The sequence below is a fragment of the Desulfobacter sp. genome, from assembly GCA_028768545.1.
Classification (GTDB): Bacteria; Desulfobacterota; Desulfobacteria; order Desulfobacterales; family Desulfobacteraceae; genus Desulfobacter.
On sequence record CP054838.1, the window covers coordinates 4,163,122 to 4,178,108 of the forward strand.

20 protein-coding genes are annotated in these 14,987 nt (G+C 44.3%); 7 read left to right on the forward strand and 13 right to left on the reverse strand.

Annotated features, from left to right (window positions below):
- The first annotated feature begins 125 nt into the window (after nt 1-125).
- The 6 genes from HUN05_20155 to HUN05_20180 all read left to right on the forward strand — a co-directional run bounded on the left by HUN05_20155 (nt 126) and on the right by HUN05_20180 (nt 6,771).
- A complete protein-coding gene (locus HUN05_20155; GenBank protein ID WDP87157.1) occupies nt 126-1,337 on the forward strand; it encodes an IS256 family transposase in 1,212 nt (403 codons plus the stop codon).
- A gap of 193 nt (nt 1,338-1,530) precedes the next feature.
- Complete coding sequence (locus tag HUN05_20160; GenBank protein ID WDP87158.1) at nt 1,531-1,887, forward strand: transposase; 357 nt, start codon at nt 1,531-1,533, stop codon at nt 1,885-1,887.
- Between the two features lie 32 nt (nt 1,888-1,919).
- A complete protein-coding gene (locus HUN05_20165) occupies nt 1,920-2,852 on the forward strand; it encodes a GGDEF domain-containing protein (protein WDP87159.1) in 933 nt (310 codons plus the stop codon).
- A 287-nt stretch (nt 2,853-3,139) separates the two neighbouring features.
- Entirely contained in the window at nt 3,140-4,258 is a 1,119-nt protein-coding gene (locus tag HUN05_20170) for an ISAs1 family transposase (protein WDP87160.1), read from the forward strand.
- 169 nt (nt 4,259-4,427) lie between these two features.
- Nucleotides 4,428-5,051 carry a cache domain-containing protein gene (locus HUN05_20175; GenBank protein WDP87161.1) on the forward strand — a complete coding sequence of 208 codons (624 nt, stop codon included), beginning with the start codon at nt 4,428-4,430 and terminating at the stop codon, nt 5,049-5,051.
- Entirely contained in the window at nt 5,029-6,771 is a 1,743-nt protein-coding gene (locus HUN05_20180; protein WDP87162.1) for a Cache 3/Cache 2 fusion domain-containing protein, read from the forward strand. Before HUN05_20175 ends, HUN05_20180 begins: the two co-directional genes overlap by 23 nt.
- A 105-nt stretch (nt 6,772-6,876) precedes the next feature.
- Here HUN05_20180 and HUN05_20185 read toward each other — a convergent pair whose 3' ends face one another.
- Nucleotides 6,877-8,088: an IS256 family transposase gene (locus tag HUN05_20185; GenBank protein ID WDP87163.1), complete on the reverse strand. Its 1,212-nt coding sequence runs from the start codon at nt 8,086-8,088 to the stop codon at nt 6,877-6,879.
- 187 nt (nt 8,089-8,275) lie between these two features.
- Here HUN05_20185 and HUN05_20190 point away from each other — a divergent pair, with 187 nt between their 5' ends.
- Nucleotides 8,276-8,629 (forward strand): response regulator, encoded by a 354-nt coding sequence (locus tag HUN05_20190; GenBank protein ID WDP87164.1) that lies wholly within the window; start codon nt 8,276-8,278, stop codon nt 8,627-8,629.
- 110 nt (nt 8,630-8,739) lie between these two features.
- On the opposite strand, the gene rplQ is transcribed toward HUN05_20190, so the two are convergent.
- From rplQ to HUN05_20250, 12 genes are all read right to left on the reverse strand, one after another.
- Nucleotides 8,740-9,096 (reverse strand): 50S ribosomal protein L17, encoded by a 357-nt coding sequence (gene rplQ / locus HUN05_20195; protein WDP87165.1) that lies wholly within the window; start codon nt 9,094-9,096, stop codon nt 8,740-8,742.
- A gap of 5 nt (nt 9,097-9,101) precedes the next feature.
- Nucleotides 9,102-10,124 (reverse strand): DNA-directed RNA polymerase subunit alpha, encoded by a 1,023-nt coding sequence (locus HUN05_20200; GenBank protein WDP87166.1) that lies wholly within the window; start codon nt 10,122-10,124, stop codon nt 9,102-9,104.
- A 48-nt stretch (nt 10,125-10,172) separates the two neighbouring features.
- Nucleotides 10,173-10,799, reverse strand: a complete 627-nt coding sequence (rpsD, locus tag HUN05_20205; GenBank protein ID WDP87167.1) for a 30S ribosomal protein S4 — start codon at nt 10,797-10,799, stop codon at nt 10,173-10,175.
- Between the two features lie 94 nt (nt 10,800-10,893).
- Nucleotides 10,894-11,289, reverse strand: coding sequence for a 30S ribosomal protein S11 (gene rpsK, locus HUN05_20210; GenBank protein WDP87168.1), 396 nt, complete (start codon nt 11,287-11,289; stop codon nt 10,894-10,896).
- A gap of 23 nt (nt 11,290-11,312) precedes the next feature.
- Nucleotides 11,313-11,681 carry a 30S ribosomal protein S13 gene (gene rpsM / locus HUN05_20215; GenBank protein ID WDP87169.1) on the reverse strand — a complete coding sequence of 123 codons (369 nt, stop codon included), beginning with the start codon at nt 11,679-11,681 and terminating at the stop codon, nt 11,313-11,315.
- A gap of 12 nt (nt 11,682-11,693) precedes the next feature.
- Complete coding sequence (gene rpmJ / locus HUN05_20220) at nt 11,694-11,807, reverse strand: 50S ribosomal protein L36 (protein WDP87170.1); 114 nt, start codon at nt 11,805-11,807, stop codon at nt 11,694-11,696.
- A gap of 52 nt (nt 11,808-11,859) precedes the next feature.
- A complete protein-coding gene (gene infA / locus HUN05_20225; protein ID WDP87171.1) occupies nt 11,860-12,078 on the reverse strand; it encodes a translation initiation factor IF-1 in 219 nt (72 codons plus the stop codon).
- Between the two features lie 38 nt (nt 12,079-12,116).
- A complete protein-coding gene (gene secY, locus HUN05_20230) occupies nt 12,117-13,436 on the reverse strand; it encodes a preprotein translocase subunit SecY (GenBank protein ID WDP87172.1) in 1,320 nt (439 codons plus the stop codon).
- 22 nt (nt 13,437-13,458) lie between these two features.
- Nucleotides 13,459-13,899: a 50S ribosomal protein L15 gene (gene rplO, locus HUN05_20235; protein WDP87173.1), complete on the reverse strand. Its 441-nt coding sequence runs from the start codon at nt 13,897-13,899 to the stop codon at nt 13,459-13,461.
- A 1-nt stretch (nt 13,900) separates the two neighbouring features.
- Nucleotides 13,901-14,083: a 50S ribosomal protein L30 gene (gene rpmD, locus HUN05_20240; protein WDP87174.1), complete on the reverse strand. Its 183-nt coding sequence runs from the start codon at nt 14,081-14,083 to the stop codon at nt 13,901-13,903.
- Between the two features lie 10 nt (nt 14,084-14,093).
- Nucleotides 14,094-14,573 (reverse strand): 30S ribosomal protein S5, encoded by a 480-nt coding sequence (gene rpsE, locus HUN05_20245; GenBank protein ID WDP88159.1) that lies wholly within the window; start codon nt 14,571-14,573, stop codon nt 14,094-14,096.
- 37 nt (nt 14,574-14,610) lie between these two features.
- Nucleotides 14,611-14,979 carry a 50S ribosomal protein L18 gene (locus HUN05_20250; protein WDP87175.1) on the reverse strand — a complete coding sequence of 123 codons (369 nt, stop codon included), beginning with the start codon at nt 14,977-14,979 and terminating at the stop codon, nt 14,611-14,613.
- Between the last annotated feature and the right edge of the window lie 8 nt (nt 14,980-14,987).

Consider the following 14,987-nt stretch of genomic DNA (forward strand, 5'->3'; position numbering starts at 1 on the left):
ATGAAAGCGGCTTTTCGCCTTATACAACCCGTCGCTATGGATATGCTCTCAAAGGGCGAGGGCGTTCAAAATTCTGTGTCAGTTGAATGAAAGCTGATATACTCAGCTAAATAAGGAGAACTGACATGACCGAAGAAAACACCGAATTTGATTTTCAAAAAGCCCTTAAAGGCATCCAGGAAGGTAAACCCTTCACAGGTAAGGGCGGCGTCCTTACATCATTAATCAAAAATCTTGCTGAAGCTGCTCTTGAAGGAGAGTTGGAGTCCCATCTCGGGCAGGAAGTTTCTGCCAACCGCCGTAATGGAAAAAGCAAAAAGACCATTAAATCCCTGGATGGTAAATTTGAGCTAAAAACCCCGCGTGACAGGGCCGGAACCTTCTCTCCACAGATCGTCAAAAAACATCAGACAACGCTCAGCGATGAAATTGAAAGAAAGATAATAGCCCTTTACGGCCTGGGCATGAGTTATAATGATATGGCTTCCCATTTACAGGAAATCTATGGACTTGAGATTTCAAATGCCACTCTGAGCACCATTACCGATAAAATCATCCATACCGTCAAAGAATGGCAGGCCAGGCCGTTGGAAAATGTGTACCCAATCGTATGGCTTGATGCCATACATTATAAAGTACGAGAAAACGGAAAGGTCGGCAGCAAAGCCGTTTACACAATTCTTGGGGTGAATATCGAGGGCCGCAAAGAGGTTCTTGGGCTGTACATATCCGAGAATGAGGGTGCGAACTTCTGGCTGCAGGTGTTAACAGACCTTTCAAACCGAGGGGTAAAAGATATCCTGATTGCCTGTGTTGATGGTCTAAAAGGTTTTCCCGAGGCCATTGAGACCATATTCCCGGACACAGAAGTTCAACTCTGCGTAGTCCACCAGATCCGAAATTCATTGAAATACGTTGGTTCCAAAAATAAAAAGGAATTTATGGCAGATCTAAAACGTGTTTATAAAGCGGTCAATAAGGATCTGGCCGAAGAAGAACTGGATATCTTGGAAAATAAATGGAATGACAAATACCCGATTGTGATAAAATCCTGGCGGAACAACTGGGAACGCCTCAGTCATTTCTTTAAATATCCAGAAGAGATTCGACGGATAATATACACCACAAATACCATTGAGGCTGTGCATCGACAGTTTCGAAAACTGACCAAAACAAAGGGATCATTCCCGAACCAGGACAGCCTGTTAAAACTGCTTTACATGGGGATCCAGAACGCCAGTAAAAAATGGACAATGCCGATTCAAAATTGGTCACTGACAATTTCCCAGTTGGCAATTTTCTTTGAAGGCCGGCTGGATAAAGAGCTGGGAATTTGATAGGGATTTATTTACAGATGGAAAAGATGGTTCCAGGAACTCCGCTCCAGCAAAAGTCAACTCCTCCGACGTGGCTGATTGAAGGCCCATTCTCGGACCTGACTTTTACTTCCGCTGGCGCTGAGGCAGATCCGGGAACCGAAACCGTGACACAGAATTCTGAACATTCCCCAAAGGGCAGCGTGTTCATGGTTTGATTGCAGGAACAAAGCACCCTCGAACGTCTTTGATTGCTGCCCGCATCGAATATAGTTTTGAAGAACCATTTTTGTTTCAGGGAACATGCAATGCGGATATCTTTAATGCTTGGATCGAACACCAGTTGAGTCCACATCTGAACGATAATCATGTCGTTGTGATGGATAACGCATCCTTCCACAAGGGCGAAGAAACCAAATATTTGATAGAAAGAACTGGTGCAGCTCTTTTGTTTTTGCCCCCGTATTCACCGGATCTCAATCCGATTGAACACGATTTTGCGGCCCTAAAAACCATCCGTGAATACAATGAAAACGAAACGATTGATGAGATTATCAGGATGTATAAATAATTATCGGTATTGCTATAATTCAGGACAGAATCATGGCAATCCCAAAGGCATTAATCGACCGTCTGAAAAAAAACGAAGAAATTGCAAAAAAATTCACCGAGATTGAAGTCAGTATCCTCTCAATCCTAAATTTCAACGATTTTTTTGAACGTCTCCTATGGGAAATTTCTAAAAAATTTTCCATCCCTTATATTTGGATATCCATCATCAAGGAAAGCCGCATTGCAGATCAGCTTAAAAATATCAAAGAGTCTGAACTGCTAATGAGATCCACGGCATTTGTGGATAAACAGGCCTTTATTTCAATCATTAACAATCAGTTGACCCCTTGCCTGGCCAATGAAAACTTAGGGATCTACGATACCCTGATGCCCGAAATCTCAAATTATGCAATCGGCTCCATTGCCATTGCCCCCATCACTCTGGACGGGGAGATTGTGGGCAGCATCAACCAGGCAGATATTGATCCGTTGCGCTTTGAACCGGGGATTGATACCTCTTTGCTTGAACAATTGGCTTTAAAAGTCTCACTTTGCCTTTCCAATGTAACCGCCCATGAACAATTAAAATTCATGGCTTTTCATGATCCGCTCACAGGCCTGCTCAACCGCGGCGTCATGGAAAGAATCCTTGATCGGGAATTCCTGCGGGCCCAAAGGTATAAAACAGATCTCTCCCTTTTATTCCTCGATCTGGATAAATTTAAAACCATTAATGATACAGCAGGACATGATACAGGGGATATGGCCCTATGCCTTGCCGCAGAGACCCTGACCCGGTTGAAACGGGATTCAGATATCGTGGCAAGATTTGCAGGTGACGAATTCGTCGTTATCCTGCCCTCCACCGGCAGGACCCAGGCAGAAAAATATATCAACCGGGTGACCCAGGATATGCTCAAGACGGCTGACCAATTGCTCTACAAAGCCAAAAGAGGCAAAAATAAAGACAGCCATAGGGTGTGAATCTCAGGGTCATCGCATGTAACTTTTATTAAGATTCGTCCTTACCCGGCTGGAATAGGTGAGGGGGATTCCGTTAAATCTTAAGCGGTCGTCCTGACCGCTTAAGAAGCGGAAATGATCGGACCTATGCCGTCCTGGCGGGCCGCTCATTTACGCCACTCCACCCCCTTCACCCTATCCCAGCCTGGCTCTCCTGGCTTGCTATAGTATATGAGCATCGAACAAAATTTTCCTAGACATCGCTGCACAGATACGATATATATGGCAATAAACACAAGGAGTTGCCAATGAACGAAAAAAAATCTCTTGAAACTTTTTTTGACAATATTCAGGACCCCAGACACCACAATAAGCTTCATAATTTAATTGATGTCGTCATCATCGCAATTTGTGCGGTAGTTGCTGGCGCAGACACTTATGAGCAAATTGAAAACTTTGGCAAAAAGAGAAAAAGGTGGTTGTCAAAATTTCTAAGCCTTCCCCATGGGATACCCTCCCATGACACCTTTGGCAGAATTTTTGAAAGGATGAACCCGAATGAATTTCAGAGCAGTTTTATGCACTGGGTTCAGTCGGTTGCAAAGATGACCAAAGGTCAAGTCATTGCAATCGACGGCAAAACTCTAAGGCGTTCACACGATACCTCCAATGATAAGAAAGCCATTCATATGATCAGTGCGTGGGCTTCGTCTAATAAAGTGGTTTTAGGGCAATTAAAAACCGAAGAAAAATCAAATGAAATTACGGCCATTCCAAATCTTTTAAAACTTTTAGATATCTCGGGCTGCATTATAACCATTGATGCCATGGGCACTCAAAAGAAAATCGCTGAAACCATAATAAACAAAGGGTGTGACTATGTCCTTGCCCTGAAAGAAAATCATAAAACCTTGCATGATGAAGCGGTACTTTTTTTCAATAAAATGGAAGAAATGAAAAATCAGGGGTACCAGTTTAATGAACAGACCAGTGTTGACGGAGGGCACGGTCGAGTCGAAACGCGCAGGGCTGTGATAACCTCTGATATTGATTGGTTTGAAGATAAAAAAAGTTGGAAAGGTTTGAAAAGTATTGGAATGATTGAATCCACCCGGGAAATGGACGGCCAGATCAGTCATGAAAAGCGATATTATATATCGAGCCTGGATAGCGACCCCAATATTTTTGGTAATGCTGTCAGGAGGCATTGGGGAATTGAAAATTCAGTGCATTGGGTATTGGATATTGCGTTCCGTGAAGACGAAAGCAGAGTCAGAAAGGGGAACTCTCCTGAGAATTTTGCAGCGATTCGGCACATTGCATTAAATTTATTACGGAACAATAAGACATTTAAAGGGAGTGTAAAAACCAAAAGGTTGAATGCTGCTATGGATATCAAATATCTGGAGGAAGTTATGTTTGGATGATACTTGAACCAATCAAAACTATAGGCACTTTACAATATTTACATGCGTGAGCCCTGGTGTGAATCTTTTTTCTGCTTTTATAATTTTTTTTGATATAGTATTCTTATTTATTGATTGATCATCTTTGAAAAATCCATGTTCAAAAATTCAAAAGGATATAATCGAGCCTTTGACCGAATTTATGAAAAATCGGCATCTCAAATTCAGAAACAGACTGCTTCTTTCTTTTGTAATCATACTCATTCCCCTGGTCATCATTTCCAATACATTTTTATTTTTTCAAATCAAACGATTAATTGAAACCGGAATTGAAAATGAGTTGCACCGAAGTTCAGAATCCTTGGCCGATCTCATCCGCACATCTGCGAGCATCAGCATAAAAAACCGCCTCCAGGCCATTGCGGAAAAGAATTTTGAAATTGCAGAATATTATTATTCCAAACACAGATCAGGGCTGCTGACCCGGGGCCAGGCCATTCAGATGGTCCGTGAAATTTTTCTCAACCAGCGCATCGGCATCAGCGGATACATCTATTGCCTTAACAGCCAGGGGGATGTGATCATTCATCCCAACGAAAAGCTTCAGGGGACCAATGTATCAAATTTTGACTTTGTTCAACAGCAGATGGGCATCAAAGACGGATACCTTGAATATGACTGGCAAAACCCGGGAGAAACACAGAGACGGCCCAAGGCGCTGTTCATGGTCTATTATAAGCCTTTGGACTGGATCATATCCGTGTCCTCCTACAGAAATGAGTTCAGCTACCTTGTGGATATCAGAGATATTTAAAAACTCTGTCCTTTCCTTCAAGTCCGGCAAAAGCGGATATGCCTTTATCCTGGATGAAAAAGGAGAGGCATTGATTCATCCAATCTTCCAGGGGGAAAACCTTTTAGACAAAACCCGGAAAATGTCAGATATCATTCAATCCATGCTCGCCCAAAAAAATGGGAAACTCAACTATTTGTGGCAAAATCCCGGTGAAGGCAATCCCCGGGAAAAACTTGTCATTTTCACTCACCTGCCTGAATACAAATGGATCATAGGGGCCACAAGTTATACAGATGAAGTCTTTTCCCCTTTGTCTGCTTTTGCATCTTTGCTGATTTTTAATATTTTCATGTTTCTGCTCGCCTTTGTGGGGGTGGCCTATATGGTGACAAAATCCATCACCCGCCCCCTGGAAAAACTGACCCATACCCTTGGAGTTGCCAGCATGGGCGATTACAGCATTCGAATGAACCATAGTCCCCGTGATGAATTAGGAGAGCTTTCCGATCATTTTAATGCATTTATGGATCGCCTTGAGACCTATCACAACCAATTGAACAGGGAAATCCAAAAAACCATTGACACACAGGCAGCCCTCGTGGAAAACGAACTCAAACTGCGGGGATTGTTCAACCAGTCCTTCCAATTCACCTGTATTTTGTCTCCTTATGGTATTATAGAGGAAGTCAACAAAAGCATGCTGAAATTTGCAGGATGCACAGAGACAGACGTCCTTTACCAGCCCTATTGGGAAACCCCGTGGTGGCCCGAAAATTATAAAAACCAGGTCCAGGCGGCCATACAGGGTGCCGTGGAGGGAAATACCGTCCGCCTTGAAACCAGTCACATTACCCATTCAGGAGATGTCCGTGATATAGACATATCCATAAAACCCATTCTCAATAACTCAAACCATGTGGAATTTATTGTCACCGAAGGACGGGATATCACCGAGTTGAAACAAGGGGAAAAAGAAAGGCGAAAACTTGCGGTTCAACTTGAAAAATCACAAAAAATGGAAGCCATCGGTACCCTGGCCGGAGGAATCGCCCATGATTTTAACAATATATTGTCCAGCATTTTCGGCTATGCCCAGCTTGCCCAAATGACCCTGGACTCTCCTGATCAATCCCAAAAACATCTGTCCCAGATTGTAAAAGGAGCCCAGAAAGCCTCGGGCCTGGTTCAACAGATCCTTACCTTCAGCAGGCAGACCGAATATAGGAAACAGGCCTTAAAATTTCACCTGGTGGTCAAAGAGGTATTAAAACTGCTGCGGTCATCCATACCCACCACCATCGAAATGGTCTCCCAGATAAACACCAGAGAGATGGTCAATGCCGACCCGACCCAGATGCATCAGGTTATCATGAACCTGTGCACCAATGCCTACCATTCCATGATGAAAAAAGGCGGCATCATGACCGTTGGACTTGATACCGTAGACCAGGTGGACAAGTCACATATCCATGAAGATTATAACAGGCCGGGTCCGTTCTTATGCCTGCTGGTAAAGGACACAGGTCACGGCATGGAGCCCAAAACCCTTGAAAAAGCCTTTGATCCTTACTTCACCACCAAAGAGGTCGGACGGGGTACCGGGTTTGGACTGGCACTGGTACGGGCCATTGTGGAAGAACATGACGGGCTCATCCATGTGGAAAGTGTTCCGGGGAATGTTCAGAATTCTGTGTCACGGTTTCGGTTCCCGGATCTGCCTCAGCGCCAGCGGAAGTAAAAGTCAGGTCCGAGAATGGGCCTTCAATCAGCCACGTCGGAGGAGTTGACTTTTGCTGGAGTGGAGTTCCTGGAACCATCTTTTCCATCTGTAAATAAATCCCTATCAAATTCCCAGCTCTTTATCCAGCCGGCCTTCAAAGAAAATTGCCAACTGGGAAATTGTCAGTGACCAATTTTGAATCGGCATTGTCCATTTTTTACTGGCGTTCTGGATCCCCATGTAAAGCAGCTTTAACAGGCTGTCCTGGTTCGGGAATGATCCCTTTGTTTTGGTCAGTTTTCGAAACTGTCGATGCACAGCCTCAATGGTATTTGTGGTGTATATTATCCGTCGAATCTCTTCTGGATATTTAAAGAAATGACTGAGGCGCTCCCAGTTGTTCCGCCAGGATTTTATCACAATCGGGTATTTGTCATTCCATTTGTTTTCCAACATATCCAGTTCTTCTTCGGCCAGATCCTTATTAACCGCTTTATAAACACGTTTTAGATCTGCCATAAATTCCTTTTTATTTTTGGAACCAACGTATTTCAATGAATTTCGGATCTGGTGGACTACGCAGAGTTGAACTTCTGTGTCCGGGAATATGGTCTCAATGGCTTCGGGAAAACCTTTTAGACCATCAACACAGGCAATCAGGATATCTTTTACCCCTCGGTTTGAAAGGTCTGTTAACACCTGCAGCCAGAAGTTCGCACCCTCATTCTCGGATATGTACAGCCCAAGAACCTCTTTGCGGCCCTCGATATTCACCCCAAGAATTGTGTAAACGGCTTTGCTGCTGACCTTTCCGTTTTCTCGTACTTTATAATGTATGGCATCAAGCCATACGATTGGGTACACATTTTCCAACGGCCTGGCCTGCCATTCTTTGACGGTATGGATGATTTTATCGGTAATGGTGCTCAGAGTGGCATTTGAAATCTCAAGTCCATAGATTTCCTGTAAATGGGAAGCCATATCATTATAACTCATGCCCAGGCCGTAAAGGGCTATTATCTTTCTTTCAATTTCATCGCTGAGCGTTGTCTGATGTTTTTTGACGATCTGTGGAGAGAAGGTTCCGGCCCTGTCACGCGGGGTTTTTAGCTCAAATTTACCATCCAGGGATTTAATGGTCTTTTTGCTTTTTCCATTACGGCGGTTGGCAGAAACTTCCTGCCCGAGATGGGACTCCAACTCTCCTTCAAGAGCAGCTTCAGCAAGATTTTTGATTAATGATGTAAGGACGCCGCCCTTACCTGTGAAGGGTTTACCTTCCTGGATGCCTTTAAGGGCTTTTTGAAAATCAAATTCGGTGTTTTCTTCGGTCATGTCAGTTCTCCTTATTTAGCTGAGTATATCAGCTTTCATTCAACTGACACAGAATTTTGAACGCCCTCGTGTTCCGGGCAAGGGGTCCTGCTTTTTTATTTATCTGCCTGTGGTCAAAACCCTAGAATCAGACCCGGGCAGACCCCAAAAACCGACATCTGCCCTTGAAGGAGGGACTGAGACCATTATGGTGGTAGATGATGAACCAGATATCCGAGAGCTGACTACCGAACTTTTGGAAAGATTCGGCTATACTGTCCATACCTATGAAAACGGACAAACCGCTTTGGATGCATTTTCAAATACCGCCATAAAATTTGATCTGGTGCTTACGGACATGACCATGCCTTTAATGACCGGGGTTGATCTTGCCAAGGCGATTTTAAAAACAAGCCCTGATTTACCCATCATCCTGTGCTCGGGATACAGTAAAACCATATCCAAACAGAATGCAAAAGAACTGGGTATCAGAGAATTTTTACAAAAGCCGTTAAAAAATCACTCCCTTCTGGCTGCCATCAGAAAAACCCTGGACACCTGATCCTCTATCTGGGCACATGGATCCTTTGTGCAAAGCCCCCAACACAAAAAAGGCCCTGGCAGCAATCTGCCAGGGCCTTTTTACGGGATTCTATTTAAAACAACAGAGGATTAGTCGAAAATCAGCTCAATCTGAACCATGGGGGCAACATCCCCTTTTCTCGGTCCAAGTTTGGTTATTCTCGTATATCCACCCTGTCTTGAATTGAACTTCTCTGATACCTCTTCAAAGAGGGTGTGAACAACATCTTTTTCCCGGATCACAGCCAAAGCCTGCCGTCTGGCATGAAGGTCACCTCTTTTTGCAAGAGTAACCATTTTATCGGCAATTTTCCTCAAGCCTTTGGCTTTGGCTTCTGTGGTTTTGATGCTGCTGTGTTTGAACAGAGAAGTTACCATGTTTCTAAACATCGCCTTTCTATGGGCAGAGGTCCTGTTCAGTTTTAATACGGATTTTCTATGCTTCATGGTATCTATTCTCCTTCCTGATTGTTCTCATCTTCCGGCGGTTCAAATCCTTCAAGATCCATACCCAGGGAAAGATCCATGGAACTCAGGACTTCTTTGATTTCATTGAGTGATTTTCTGCCGAAATTCTTGGTTTTCAGCATTTCGGAATCTGTTTTTTGTACCAGTTGATAAATCGTGTGGATTCTGGCGTTCTTAAGGCAGTTGGAACTTCTGACGGACAGTTCAAGTTCATCCACAGACCGGTAAATATTCTCGTTAAATCCTTTTTCCCCGTCTTCTGATTTTACTTCAACATTATCGGGTTCAAGTTCTTCATCAAAATTGATAAAGGGATTCATCTGTTCTTTGAGAATCTTTGCCCCGTAAGCCACTGAATCATCGGGGGTTACGCTGCCATCTGTCCAGACTTCAAGGGTGAGCTTGTCATAGTCAGTTTTCTGTCCGATCCGGGATGTACCCACCACGTATTTCACCCGTTTAATGGGGGAAAAAACAGAATCAATGGGAATGGTTCCGATGGGGGCATCTTCATCCTTATTGGCAGATGCCAGGGCATAGCCTTTACCGGTTTTAACCACCATGACCATATTGAGCACACCGTTTTTGTTCACGGTGGCAATATGCTGTTCCGGGTTCAAAACTTCGACTTTTCCGTCAGGGCTGATGATGTCAGCGCCGGTCACATCGGCCTCCCCCGTGATGTTTAGGGTCAGAATCTTATCTTCGGTGTCATCCACACGAAGTTTGAGATCCTTGAGGTTAAGGATGATTTCCGATACGTCTTCTCTGACATCAGAGATAACGCTGTACTCGTGAAGGGCATCATCAAATTTAACAGAGACTATGGCAGCACCGTATATGGATGATAAAATGATTCGCCGTAATGAGTTACCAATGGTGATACCATACCCCCTTTCCAAGGGCTCACACACGAATTTTCCGTATGTTGAGGTTGTGGTAACATCAAGCTTTTCCGGCTTGATCATCTCTCGCCAGTTTACATATGCAAGGTTTTCAGATGACATTTAAATCTCCTGAATAAATATTTGGATAAACCATATTTAATGATGTACCTATTTAGAATAGAGCTCGACGATCAATTGTTCCTGAATGGGCAATGTGATATCTTCCCTGGTCGGGACGCCCTTAACTTCGCCTTTAAAATTCTCTTTGCTGATTTCGAGCCACTGGGGTACGCCCCGTCTTACAATGGCTTCCAAGGAATCGGTAATCGCCTGAATCTTCTTACTTTTTTCACGAAGCTCGATCACATCACCTTTTTTGACCTGATAAGAAGGGATGTTCACCTTTTTACCATTTACAACAAAATGATTGTGACGGACAAAATGCCGGCCCTGGTTTCTTGAATTCACAAATCCAAGACGGAACACGGTATTGTCCAGACGGGTTTCAAGCAGGCTGAGCAAATTGGTACCGGTAATTCCTTTTTTACGATCCGCCCGTTTAAACGCAATCCTGAACTGTTTTTCAGAAATGCCATAAATCCGACGAACTTTTTGTTTTTCCCGGAGCTGCATGCCGTAATCAGACTGTTTACTTCTTTTCTGTCCATGCTCTCCCGGAGGAAAGCCCCTTCTGTCAAAACTGCATTTGTCTGAAAAACAACGGTCGCCCTTCAGAAAAAGCTTCATATTCTCGCGTCTGCACTGACGGCAAACAGATCCTCTATATCTTGCCAATGTTTCCTCCTTTATCGATCCGGATAAAGTTTACACAGATCCTTTGTCTATCCATAATTGAACTGACGGATCCGGATATTTAAATTTTATGTTGTTATACTCTTCTTCTCTTGGGCGGACGGCACCCATTGTGGGGTACCGGAGTGACATCCTTGATCATGGAAATATTAAATCCAAGGGCATGCAGGGCACGCAGGGCAGATTCACGTCCGGGTCCAGGACCTTTGACAAATACACCTACATTTTTCATGCCATGTTCCATGGCTTTGGCACCGGCATCTTCGGCCACGAGCTTGGCAGCAAAGGGTGTACTTTTTCTGGACCCTTTAAATCCCTGCCTCCCGGCAGAAGACCAGGAAATTGTATTTCCGTTTTCATCTGCAATGGTAACAATCGTGTTGTTAAAGGTAGATTGAATATGCACAATACCTGTAGAAATATTCTTTTTTACCCGTTTTTTCGTTATGGTTTTTTTAGACTTTTTTGCCATAATGGTTCACCTTTTGAATTATCCTACTTTTTCTTTTTAACAGCAGTACGCTTGGGACCTTTTCTGGTTCTTGCGTTGGTGCTGGTCCGCTGTCCGTGGCAGGGAAGGCCTTTACGATGACGGAGTCCTCTGTAGCAGCCAAGATCCATCAACCGTTTGATGTTCATGGAAACTTCAGAGCGAAGCTCGCCTTCTACCTTGAATTCCGCGTCAATGACCTTTCTGATGTCATTGACCTGTTCTTCGGTCAGGTCGTTGGCCTTGGTTGTAGGATCAATACCTGTTTTTTCAAGTATCAGTCTGGATCTGCTGGCTCCGATACCATAGATATAGGTTAAAGCGATCCATGCATGCTTATCTCTTGGTAAATCTACTCCTGCTAAACGTGCCAAATTTCTTTCCCCCTATCCCTGACGCTGTTTATGGCGTTTATTGATACAAATGACTCTGATGACACCACGCCTTTTGATGACTTTACAGTCTCTACAAATTTTTTTAACAGATGCTCTAACTTTCATCCATTTGCTCCTAGTCTTATAATATCTTTAAAATATATTTAAAATAAGTGGTCTACTTATATCTATACGTTATTCTGCCACGGCTCAAATCATAGGGTGAAATTTCAACGGTCACCTTATCTCCGGGCAAAATTTTAATAAAATGCATTCTCATTTTCCCGGAAATATGGGCCAACAAAACGTGTTTGTTCTCCAATTCCACCTTGAACATGGCATTGGGAAGTGTTTCAAGTACTTTCCCGTCTACTTTGATGGGCTCTTCTTTTGCCATAATCTAAATTCATCTCCTTTGTGATGTAAATGGTTGAATCAGGACCTGCCCTTAATTCGTTTTGCCCCTGAACGCCCCAGGAATCCATCGTAGTTACCTGTAATGAGGTGTGATTCAATCTGGGATATGGTATCTATGGACACACCGACAACAATCAAAAGGGCGGTGCCGCCAAAATAAAACGGTACGTTAAATTTATCCATAAGCATGGTAGGCAACACACAGACTGCTGACACATAAATAGCTCCCCCCACAGTAATCCGCGTGAGCACCTTATCTATATATTCGGCAGTTCGTTTACCCGGTCTGATGCCAGGGATATAACCACCATTTTTTTTCATATTCTCGGCAACATCCTCGGGGTTAAATTGGACTGCTGTATAAAAAAAGCAGAAGAACACAATAAACCCGATATAAAGCATGTAATACCAGATCGTTCCGGGACTGAACATGGCCGCCATCGTCTGCATTGCAGGCAGATTAATAAACTGGGCCAATGTGGTCGGGAACATGATGATGGAAGATGCAAAAATCGGTGGAATAACCCCGGCAGTATTGATCTTCAAGGGCAGGTGCGAAGTCTGCCCCCCATACATTTTCCGTCCCACAACCCGCTTGGCGTAATGAACCGGTATTCTGCGCTGGGCCTGCTCCATATAGATAATTGCCGCTACCACGGCCACCATCATAATAATCAAAAGAATGATAGAAAAGATACCCATCTCACCGGTGGTCAGCAACCTGCCCGTATTTCCTATGGCAGAGGGCATATTGGCTACAATACCGGCAAAAATTATCAAAGAAATGCCGTTGCCGATACCTCTTTCAGTGATCTGCTCTCCAAGCCACATGATAAAGGCGGTCCCCGCAGTCAAAGTGATAATGGTAATCAGTCTGAATCCCCATCCCGGATAGGGAACAATGGCAACTCCGGCAGGAGATGTCATGGATTCAAGCCCAACGGCGATACCAAACCCCTGAATCGTACTCAGAACCACGGTGCCATACCGGGTATACTGGGTTTTCTTTTTGCGGCCGGCATCCCCTTCTTTTTTCAACTGCTCAAGATGGGGTATCACCACAGTCATCAGCTCCAGGATAATGGAGGCACTGATATAGGGCATAATACCCAGGGCAAAAATAGAAAGCCTTTCCAGTGCCCCTCCCGAGAACATATTAAACATGGAGAATAATGTTCCTGAAGCAGCAGCAAAAAACGATTCAAGGGCAGCGCCGTCAATACCTGGAGTGGGTACATGTACCCCGACCCGGTATACAAATAGCAAGGCCAGTGTAATCAGGATTTTCCTTTTAAGCTCAGGAAGTTTAAACAGATTCTGGTAGCTGTTCTCGATCATCTATACTATCCTTAAAGTGATTTTATTGTTCAATACTTCCGCCGGCAGATTCAATCTTTTCTTTGGCTGTTTTGGAAACCAAAACATTTTTCAGGGCCAACTTTTTTGCAATCTCGCCCTGTCCAAGAATTTTAACGCCGTCGACCCGACCTTTTACAAGTCCGGTGGATCTTAAAACGTCAATATCAATAACGGCACCGTCATCAAAACGGTCAAGATCTCTAACGTTTAAAACCGCATTAGTGGTTTTGAACGGATAATTTTTAAACCCGCGTTTGGGCAACCGTCTGTAAATGGGCATCTGTCCGCCTTCAAAACCGGGACGGACAGAACCGCCGGAGCGGGCCTTTAATCCTTTATGTCCCCGTGTGGAGGTTTTACCCATGCCGGAACCGGGGCCCCGACCTACCCTTTTTCTATTTTTTCTGCTGCCCGGTGCGGGAGCCAGATCGTAAAGCTGCATCTTAAACCTCCTCTACTTTCACCAGGTGTGAAACTTTTTTAATCTGTCCCATGATGACTGGGGTATTTTCGTGCTCTACTGTGTGGTGCATCCGTTTGATGCCCAGAGAGCGAATGATCCGGCCGTGTTTGGCCGGACGCCCGATAGTGCTCTTGATCTGTGTAATTTTCAGCTTGTCAGCCATGTCTACCTCTTTATATCTCTTCAGGTTTGAGACCACGTCTTTTGGCAACTTCCTCTTTGGTGCACAAAGACTGGAGCCCTGCCATGGTTGCTCGAACGATATTTTGAGTATTGTGGGTGCCGATGCATTTGGTCAGGATATCGGTAACGCCGGCAGCCTCAAGGACCGCACGGATACCGCCACCTGCAATCAGACCAGTACCAGGAGAGGCGGGTTTCAAAAGAACCCGGCCTGCGCCTGCGTGTCCAACCACTTCAAAGGGAACTGTTCCGTTTAGAAGAGCGACCTTGACCATATTGCGTTTGGCCTTTTCCATGCCTTTTTTAATGGCCTCGGGAACCTCTTTTGCTTTTCCAAGACCATAACCGACACTGCCTTCTCCGTCGCCGACAACGACCAGGGCACTGAATGTAAAATTTCTACCGCCTTTTACAACTTTAGCCACCCGGTTGATTCTGACGACTTTATCGATTAATCCTGTATCTTCCATCTGTTGTTGTTGTCTTGCCAAGGGTAATCCTCCTTAATTAGAATTCAAGACCGGCTTCACGGGCCCCGTCTGAAAGCGCTTTAATTCTTCCGTGATAAAGAAAGCCGTTCCTGTCCAGAACCACTCGTTTAATCCCTTTATCCAGAGCCCTTTTGCCGATGAGGGTGCCAACCGCCTTTGCAACATCCTGTTTTTTTCCTTCTACAGGGGCATCTTTGTAATCCTTGTCCAAGGTAGATGCGGCGGCAAGAGTTTCCCCTTTGGTGTCATCAATAACCTGAGCATAGATGTGCTTTGTACTTCTGAATACACTCAATCTCGGCCGGTCTTGATTACCGAGAATATTCTTTCTGATCCGTTTTTTTCTTTTAAGCCTTGCGACAAGCCTTGGTGATGTATTTGCCATAATCTATA

Excerpts from the sequence above, each read along its gene's own strand:
- rpsE (WDP88159.1), bottom strand. The coding sequence starts at position 14,573 with ATGGAAGATACAGGATTAATCGATAAAGTCGTCAGAATCAACCGGGTG.
- rpmJ (WDP87170.1), bottom strand. The coding sequence starts at position 11,807 with ATGAAAGTTAGAGCATCTGTTAAAAAAATTTGTAGAGACTGTAAAGTC.
- rpmD (WDP87174.1), bottom strand. The coding sequence starts at position 14,083 with ATGGCTGACAAGCTGAAAATTACACAGATCAAGAGCACTATCGGGCGT.
- secY (WDP87172.1), bottom strand. The coding sequence starts at position 13,436 with ATGATCGAGAACAGCTACCAGAATCTGTTTAAACTTCCTGAGCTTAAA.
- HUN05_20170 (WDP87160.1), top strand. The coding sequence starts at position 3,140 with ATGAACGAAAAAAAATCTCTTGAAACTTTTTTTGACAATATTCAGGAC.
- rpsK (WDP87168.1), bottom strand. The coding sequence starts at position 11,289 with ATGGCAAAAAAGTCTAAAAAAACCATAACGAAAAAACGGGTAAAAAAG.
- HUN05_20185 (WDP87163.1), bottom strand. The coding sequence starts at position 8,088 with ATGACCGAAGAAAACACCGAATTTGATTTTCAAAAAGCCCTTAAAGGC.
- rplQ (WDP87165.1), bottom strand. The coding sequence starts at position 9,096 with ATGAAGCATAGAAAATCCGTATTAAAACTGAACAGGACCTCTGCCCAT.
- HUN05_20165 (WDP87159.1), top strand. The coding sequence starts at position 1,920 with ATGGCAATCCCAAAGGCATTAATCGACCGTCTGAAAAAAAACGAAGAA.
- rplO (WDP87173.1), bottom strand. The coding sequence starts at position 13,899 with ATGCAGCTTTACGATCTGGCTCCCGCACCGGGCAGCAGAAAAAATAGA.
- HUN05_20190 (WDP87164.1), top strand. The coding sequence starts at position 8,276 with ATGGTGGTAGATGATGAACCAGATATCCGAGAGCTGACTACCGAACTT.
- HUN05_20250 (WDP87175.1), bottom strand. The coding sequence starts at position 14,979 with ATGGCAAATACATCACCAAGGCTTGTCGCAAGGCTTAAAAGAAAAAAA.
- HUN05_20200 (WDP87166.1), bottom strand. The coding sequence starts at position 10,124 with ATGTCATCTGAAAACCTTGCATATGTAAACTGGCGAGAGATGATCAAG.
- HUN05_20155 (WDP87157.1), top strand. The coding sequence starts at position 126 with ATGACCGAAGAAAACACCGAATTTGATTTTCAAAAAGCCCTTAAAGGC.
- infA (WDP87171.1), bottom strand. The coding sequence starts at position 12,078 with ATGGCAAAAGAAGAGCCCATCAAAGTAGACGGGAAAGTACTTGAAACA.